Annotated in this window: 8 protein-coding genes; 4 read left to right on the top strand and 4 right to left on the bottom strand. The window is 41.0% G+C overall.

From position 1 onward, the window contains the following. A partial coding sequence (locus ACKPQ5_RS05240; RefSeq protein WP_407678050.1) for a hypothetical protein occupies positions 1-232 on the top strand: 232 nt, incomplete at its 5' end. Between the two features lie 132 nt (positions 233-364). Here ACKPQ5_RS05240 and ACKPQ5_RS05235 read toward each other — a convergent pair. Next, a complete protein-coding gene (locus ACKPQ5_RS05235) occupies positions 365-1,162 on the bottom strand; it encodes a toxin-antitoxin system YwqK family antitoxin (RefSeq protein WP_407678049.1) in 798 nt (265 codons plus the stop codon). A 180-nt stretch (positions 1,163-1,342) separates the two neighbouring features. On the opposite strand from ACKPQ5_RS05235, the gene ACKPQ5_RS05230 reads away from it, so the two are divergent. After that, positions 1,343-3,343: a cation:proton antiporter domain-containing protein gene (locus tag ACKPQ5_RS05230; protein ID WP_407678048.1), complete on the top strand. Its 2,001-nt coding sequence runs from the start codon at positions 1,343-1,345 to the stop codon at positions 3,341-3,343. A gap of 16 nt (positions 3,344-3,359) precedes the next feature. Here the strand turns inward: ACKPQ5_RS05230 and ACKPQ5_RS05225 are convergent, their stop codons facing one another. After that, positions 3,360-4,127: a toxin-antitoxin system YwqK family antitoxin gene (locus tag ACKPQ5_RS05225; RefSeq protein ID WP_407678047.1), complete on the bottom strand. Its 768-nt coding sequence runs from the start codon at positions 4,125-4,127 to the stop codon at positions 3,360-3,362. A 170-nt stretch (positions 4,128-4,297) separates the two neighbouring features. Between ACKPQ5_RS05225 and ACKPQ5_RS05220 the strand changes: the two genes are divergently transcribed. Next, complete coding sequence (locus tag ACKPQ5_RS05220) at positions 4,298-5,338, top strand: NAD(P)-dependent alcohol dehydrogenase (protein WP_407678046.1); 1,041 nt, start codon at positions 4,298-4,300, stop codon at positions 5,336-5,338. A gap of 102 nt (positions 5,339-5,440) precedes the next feature. Here the strand turns inward: ACKPQ5_RS05220 and ACKPQ5_RS05215 are convergent, their stop codons facing one another. After that, positions 5,441-5,770, bottom strand: coding sequence for a TraR/DksA family transcriptional regulator (locus tag ACKPQ5_RS05215; protein WP_407678045.1), 330 nt, complete (start codon positions 5,768-5,770; stop codon positions 5,441-5,443). A gap of 129 nt (positions 5,771-5,899) precedes the next feature. Between ACKPQ5_RS05215 and ACKPQ5_RS05210 the strand changes: the two genes are divergently transcribed. Then, on the top strand, positions 5,900-6,349 hold the full coding sequence (locus ACKPQ5_RS05210; protein WP_407678044.1) for a hypothetical protein: 450 nt from the start codon (positions 5,900-5,902) through the stop codon (positions 6,347-6,349). Positions 6,350-6,498: 149 nt separating this feature from the next. On the opposite strand, the gene ACKPQ5_RS05205 is transcribed toward ACKPQ5_RS05210, so the two are convergent. Continuing rightward, positions 6,499-7,140 (bottom strand): thiamine diphosphokinase, encoded by a 642-nt coding sequence (locus ACKPQ5_RS05205; protein ID WP_407678043.1) that lies wholly within the window; start codon positions 7,138-7,140, stop codon positions 6,499-6,501. Positions 7,141-7,143 lie beyond the last annotated feature (3 nt).

The following is a 7,143-nucleotide window of genomic DNA, read 5'->3' as shown; positions in this document are numbered from 1 at the left end:
AGTTCACTTTTACCCCCATGTCCCCACAGTTTTAAGTCGATTAACCTCCCATCCTTGCAGATCCACATCGAAAAAGAAGGCAAGACCAATGGCCCGTATCCGGTTACACAAGTACGCTAATTCCTCAAAGGCGGGCAATTTCAAAAGTAACGATTATGCTGACCTGATGGAACAAATTGGATTAAGCTATCGAAAGTACCTGGCATCACCCCAACCCAGCCCAAAAACGTAGCAAAACAAGTTGAGTAACCTGCAAAGGTTGAAGCTAAAGCAACCAAGAAGTTGCCGGGTATAAAGCTATTGATTGGTAGGTCCTTCTTGGCACTCGTGCATATGAATTACTTAATGCGAGCTTCTTTTGGTGCTAAAATCTATTTTCCAGTGCCCCAGTTGAAAACTCCGTTTTAATTCTTTCTCCCTCTAGATAAGTGACTCGAAAATGTTCTTTCCCATCCAACCGATAATAAACCCAAAGTCCATCTTTTTGGTTATTTTTATAGTATCCCTCCTCTCGAATATTACCGTTGGAATATCTCTCAATTGAACGATTTTGCTTATTTGCCACATACTCCTCCCGATTAGCTTCCTCACCAAAATCATTGTAAATCACTAGCATCCCTACTCCATCAACCACTCGGGTAGACGGGCATCTCTCACCGTTAGGCTTCCAACCGATTGCAGTAACAATCTTTCCATTTTGAAAAATCTGTTCCGAGCTCTTCTGTCCATTTCTGAACCATCGAACAGATAATCCATCCAATTTCCCCATTTGGTAATTTTGCTCCAGTATTTTCATATTATTTTCTGACCAAGAACTTTGTATTCCGTTTTTTTTACCAAGTGAATAATTGCCCTGATGAAATTTAAGCCCATTTTCTCGCCAACTAACAACAGGTCCGTCCATAACCCCTTCCTGAAAATGCCTCAGATTGCGTATTCTTTTGTTTCCGTCCAACTGTACGTAAAAACCAGAGTATGGTTGGGCACCTGCCCTTTCATATTGAAGTCCTTGCTTTTGCCTAAACTCGGCAAAAGGTAAAGACTTGTTATTGAATTCATCCCACTCCCCAACCAATGCATCTGAGATAATTTTTGTAACCACCGAGCGATCATCAAAATTAGGGTACTGTGCTCCACTTGCCCATTGGCAACATAATGCCACAATTAAACTTTGAAAATAGATGGAGTATAACTTCACAAAATGATGCTAGAAGCACTCGAGGAAAATAGTCAATCTAACTGCATAAATAAAAATTCAATATTGTTTGAGCTCATGCCCAAAAAAAGCAACAAGTAGGGTTGTGCTTAATCACATGCTTTTAAATCATAACAGAAATAATCAATGCATTTTCTTGAAGAAATAACTCTCATTGCAACAGTAAGCATAATTGTGACTCTTGTGCTTGGTCGTTTTAAACTACCAGTTGTCGCAGGTTTAGTGCTAACAGGTGCTTTGGTCGGCCCGCACGGACTTTCTTTGGCCAATGATTCAGAAACTATTGAAGTGATTGCCGAAGTTGGTGTGGTTTTCCTATTATTTACTATCGGATTAGAATTCTCCCTCGGCCGACTAAAACATATTTTCAGACAGGTTGCATTGGGTGGGCTATTACAGGTGGGTGCAACTGCCTCTATTACAACAGTAGTTGCCCTCTCATTAAATCGCCCCCTACCAGAAGCAATCGTGTATGGGTTTGTCTTTGCCTTGTCGAGCACCGCTTTGGTTTTGCGCACACTTAATGAAAGAAATGAATTAGATGCCCCCCATGGTCGATTTATTGTGGGGACCCTTATATTTCAAGACCTTTGCATTGTACCAATGGTCTTAATTATTCCCCTTCTCTCGCAGGGCTTAGAGAATTTGTATGTATGGAAAGAAATTGGGATAGCGATGGCACAAGCAGTTTTAATGGTAACTGCACTTTTCGTCTGTTCCCGTAAATTGGTTCCCTTACTTTTCAAATGGGTGGATGCAAGTCGAAGTAGCGAGGTGTTCATTCTCACTGTCCTCTGCCTATGTATTGGCACTGCTTACCTCACCTCTCTGACCGGGCTTTCCCTTGCCCTTGGTTCTTTCCTTGCCGGCATGATTGTGGCAGACACCGACTTTCGGCATCGAGCCATGGGGGATATCCTACCGCTCAAGGATGTCTTTGTAAGTTTCTTTTTTGTATCGATTGGAATGTTTTTTAATTTTGATGTGTTGTTTGATTATACGGGTGAAGTTCTCCTCCTCTTACTTGCTTTTCTTTTTGGTAAAGGACTCATCGCTTCCCTCGCTGCCATGTTTATGCGTTTCCCTCCAAGAGCAGCTTGGCTGGCTGGGGTAGGCTTGGCTCAGTTCGGTGAATTTGGGTTTGTTCTAATCCAATTAGCAATTCAAGAAGATGTTCTTTCAAGCGATGAGATTGCACCGCTTTTAAATGCGGGAATCCTCAGTATGTTCCTCACTCCTTTAATTGTATACAAGGCTCCCCATTTCACTGCAGGAGAAAGGGTCCTCGATCCACTGGCGAAGTTATTGCGAACGAAGAGTGCGGAAGATCTGGAGCAGAAAACAGTGGGTCACAATGACCATGTCATTATCATCGGATATGGAATTTCTGGGGAACTTTTGACAGCAAGTCTGCGAACATTATCAATCGAAACAGTTGTTTTGGAAATGAACTCCGATAATGTCTCGCGAGGACGGGGGCGGGGAGATCCTGTCTATTACGCCGATGCAACCAGTGAGGAAGCACTTGGCCATGCTCACCTTGAATCTGCACGTGCCGTTGTGGTTATGATTAACGATCATGGAGCAACCGAACGGGTATTAGCTACGATTGATCGACTGCAAGTGAATGTTCCAATCTTTGTACGAACGCAATACATGATAGGGGTAGAAGATTTTAACAAATTCAAGCCCGCTGGTGTAATTGCCTGCGAGGTCGAGGGGGGATTAGAAGTTCTCTCCCGTGTTCTTAGAAAATTGGAAGTTCCCCGAAATTTGATTATCCGCGAAATTGATCATGCCCGTTCACAAACCATGCACTCGGACCGGGAATTTAAAGAAGATGCACTTCCGATTCGTGACCACGAAGAACTGAAGGACTTAACCGTAGAAAATATTCTCCTCATTGCTGGAAGCAGAGCAGAATCGAAGTCCCCAAAAGAACTTAAAATTGCTGAAAAAACAGGCGTTTTGGTAATCGCAATTAAGAGGGAAGAAGAACTTATTTTACACCGACTAGCGGATACGGTTTTAGAAGTGGGTGATGTTGTTTACTGTATCGGAGAGAAAGCGGATTTAGAAATTATTCCCGCTTGGTTTGATCCGGTTCTTGATAAAAAGGAAAAATAAAAGTGTCCGAATGAATTTACTCGATCACGGGTACTTCATCCTCAGACACTTCAGCTTGGGAAGTATTTAAATTAATCGGATTACTATCTTTGTCTTCCGTATTCAAAGAAGTTTCATTTATATCTGAAGGATATCCGTAATCATACTCTCCATCTAAATAAGATTCATTTGAATCAACCGTGCCATCCTCTTTGTAATGAATCACTAACCCAGTTCCGGCCTTAACGAGGGTGTCTGGGCATTTTGTACCGTCTGGTTTCCATCTTAAAAAGGTTTGTATCCTTCCTTTACTATATTCGATCTTGGATTTTATTTTACCGACCGCATAAAACTCTTCGAAAAGCCCATCCCTCAAATTATTTTGATTAAATCCACGAGAGTCTAAAATTCCTGCATCTGTCCATAACTTAAAGGGTCCATTCCGCATTCCATTCTTCCAGGTCCGCTCGACCATTTTTTTTCCATTTCTATACCATGCGGTATATAATCCGTCCTGCATTCCATTTTGGGAATGAAAAAGATATCCTAGTTTTCCATTTTCATAACTTTTTTTGACCCAACCGTTGTATCGTTCTCCATTAGTCGAAAGTCTTAATATCTCTATTTCGTTCTCGATGGTAATGCTAATTTCTGAAAAATCGACCGCCTCCTTACTTGTTGATTTTAGTTTATCTTCCCGATCGAGAGGATTATCGATTTTTGGAAAAGACGGGATTGGCTCCTCCTCTTGACTACACCCTGCAAGACCCCAAAAGATAAATATACAAATAATCAATTTTTTCATCCTATAATTATGAATGAGGGAATAGATTAAGGTCAAGGATTGGAATCGAGAATGACTCATTTGATTAATCTCATACTAGACTTGTATTGCAAAGTCTCAGGATTTAACTTCGAGTAACAGGATACTCAAAAATTAAACACTACAACTTTTAAAATCTATAGATTTAAAATATGAAAACAATAGACGCATACGCATCTCACAATGCAAAATCTCCTTTAGAATCTTATCCCATTCAACGTCGCTTAGTTGCATCCAATGATGTACAAATTGAAATCGATTACTGTGGTGTATGTCACACCGACCTTCATTTTGTAAACAATGATTGGGGCATGAGCGAATACCCGGTCGTACCTGGCCACGAGATTGTGGGACGGGTTTCAGAGGTTGGAACTGATGTGAAACAATTTAAAGTCGGCGATGTTGCCGCGATTGGATGCATGGTTAAATCCTGCGGAGAGTGCCAATCTTGTATCAGTGGAGAGGAACAATATTGCTTGAATGGATTTACGGCGACATACAATAGCCCGACTGAGGATCCAGGCGGATTTACATTTGGAGGATATTCAAAAAGTATTGTCGCCGATGAAAGCTTTATACTTTCCATGCCCAATAGCCTTGATTTAAAAGCAACTGCCCCCCTCCTCTGTGCGGGTATAACCACTTATTCCCCATTAAAACATTGGAATGTGGGCCCGGGCAAGAAAGTAGGTATCGTGGGCCTTGGAGGGCTAGGCCATATGGGGGTAAAATTTTCCCATGCTCTTGGTGCCCATACTGTAATGATAACAACCTCGCCAGGAAAAGGAACTGATGCAAAAAGTTTGGGTGCCGATGAGGTTTTAATTTCAACGGATCCGGATGCGATGGAAAAAGAACTGGGACAATTTGATTTCATTCTCAATACGATTCCCGTAAATCACTCATTTGATCCCTACATGGATTTATTAAAGGTGGACGGAACTATGTGCGTAGTGGGTGCACCAGAAACTTTCAGTATTAATGTAGGGCAACTTGTTTTTGGTAGAAAAACCTTAGCTGGCTCCTTAATTGGCGGAATTAAAGAAACACAAGAGATGTTGAATTTCTGTGGAGAAAAACAAATTGTCTCAGAAGTAGAGATGATTCAAATGAACGACATTAATGCTGCCTATAAAAGACTAGTAAAGAGTGATGTAAAATACCGTTTTGTGATAGATATGAAGAGCCTATAACCAACCCTGGTCCCCCAGGTCAGTTGTACTCAAAAAGTGGGAATTAATTGAAACAAATAGAAAATAAAGGATTAGTTTTTAATCCTTTATCGAATTAAATATTTACGCACAATTCACACATGTTTGAACTTCCGGAAAGGCATCGAGTCGATCCGGTGAGATCGATTGACCACAAAACATACAGGATCCAAAGCTCTCCTGTTCTATCCGCTTGATTGCGTTTTCGACGTCCAACAGTTGCCTCTTTTTACGCCTTCGTAACTCCAACACCATCTGTTGATCTTGCATCGCTTCCATACGAGATAAGCGACCCAGTGCATTATCGGGCTCGACCGCGGACGCAGAATCCTCACTCTTCTTGAGGTAATCCTCAATCTCAAGACTTAACTTTGACAGTTTTGCACTATACTTTTCTATATCTTCCGAATTCATTACAAAATGGGTAACAATATCAATGCACAAGTATTTTCATCAAAAGGTCAAATTGATTAATCAAATATTTTCGGGAAAACCTTCCGAAAGTCTTGATAAAATTTCACTTTTAGGACATTAGTTAAGTATATGAAAAATATTACAACTCTACTTATTGCCCTTTTCCTCGCGAACAGCCTCTTTGCTGAACAAGAAACTTGTGCTCTCATGGCAGGAGATGAAATTGATACCGAAGAATTTTCGGAAGTTCTTGGAAAGAAGGTTTATTTTTGCTGTGGTTCTTGCGTCAAGGCGTTCGACTCGAATCAAGCCTACTACTTAAAAGCCCTACCTGTACTTGCAAAACTCTTCAGTTCAGACGAACAAAAGAAACTGGGAGTAGATAAAGTAAAGTTGCTCGATCAAAAGTTTTGTCCCATTTACCCGGAGCGTGTAATTAATCCAAATTCCAAAACAGTTGAATACAAAGGAAAAACGATCTATCTGTGGTCATCTAGTGCTCAACGTCGTTGGAAAAAAGATCCTGAGAAATACTTCAAAGCAGCGATGGATCAAGATCTTCTCCCTCAATACAAATAGTTTCCACTTTAACTTTACCTAAAAGCCCTCTTTCAAGAGGGCTTTTTTGTGCATGGTCGGAAAATAGATCACAGGTGATTTTCAAACCTCGCTCTCATGGTACAAAGTGACATTTGAAAAAGGCTACAAGCTTGAAAGAACGGGAGATATTATTTTTGTAAAATTACTAATAAACTTCCTGACTCAACGGAAACCCAAGCCTCATTCGAAATACACATATTGCTTTGACTAAATGATTCCACGCCAGATAGCACTTGGTTTTCAATTTCCCACTTCAATCCAGCAGTTTTTACAGAGTTGCAACAAGTAATGGGGAGCAGACTAACTGTCGCACCCTCTTGTCCGATAATCTTTAATTTTGTATTTGAAGTTACCCGACGAATCCACTCTTTTTCAGAATCAAAAATAATGATTAGGTCAGAGTCTACCGAACAGGCGATTAGAAAATTGGCGAACAAATGATCAGTACGATTCCCTAATCCACCAAGAATAATGATTTCCGTTATATCCGGATATTTTTTCAGGTAATCGAGTGCTTTTTGAAAATCAGTTCTATCCTGCTCATTTACCTCGATTAGTTCGACCTCCTGTGGAATATCATCCCTACTCTCCTCCCCTCCCCAACTATCCAAATCCCCGATTAACACATCGGGGAAAATATCCGCATGACGAAAGGATAACCATCCGGCGTCAACCGCGATAGAAATATCTGCCTCCTCCCGGCGCCAAAGTAGACTTTCTTCTGAGGGCGGTTCTCCCCCCATCACTAATAGAGCTTTGCGAAAAGACATTAA

The organism is Candidatus Seribacter sulfatis (genome assembly GCF_964187635.1).
GTDB classification, from domain to species: Bacteria; Verrucomicrobiota; Verrucomicrobiia; order Opitutales; family Seribacteraceae; genus Seribacter; species Seribacter sulfatis.
The sequence above is the reverse complement of the archived record's forward strand: the minus strand, read 5'-3'. Positions and strand labels throughout refer to the sequence as shown.

Excerpts from the sequence above, each read along its gene's own strand:
- ACKPQ5_RS05230 (WP_407678048.1), top strand. The coding sequence starts at position 1,343 with ATGCATTTTCTTGAAGAAATAACTCTCATTGCAACAGTAAGCATAATT.
- ACKPQ5_RS05225 (WP_407678047.1), bottom strand. The coding sequence starts at position 4,127 with ATGAAAAAATTGATTATTTGTATATTTATCTTTTGGGGTCTTGCAGGG.
- ACKPQ5_RS05220 (WP_407678046.1), top strand. The coding sequence starts at position 4,298 with ATGAAAACAATAGACGCATACGCATCTCACAATGCAAAATCTCCTTTA.
- ACKPQ5_RS05215 (WP_407678045.1), bottom strand. The coding sequence starts at position 5,770 with ATGAATTCGGAAGATATAGAAAAGTATAGTGCAAAACTGTCAAAGTTA.
- ACKPQ5_RS05210 (WP_407678044.1), top strand. The coding sequence starts at position 5,900 with ATGAAAAATATTACAACTCTACTTATTGCCCTTTTCCTCGCGAACAGC.
- ACKPQ5_RS05205 (WP_407678043.1), bottom strand. The coding sequence starts at position 7,140 with ATGTCTTTTCGCAAAGCTCTATTAGTGATGGGGGGAGAACCGCCCTCA.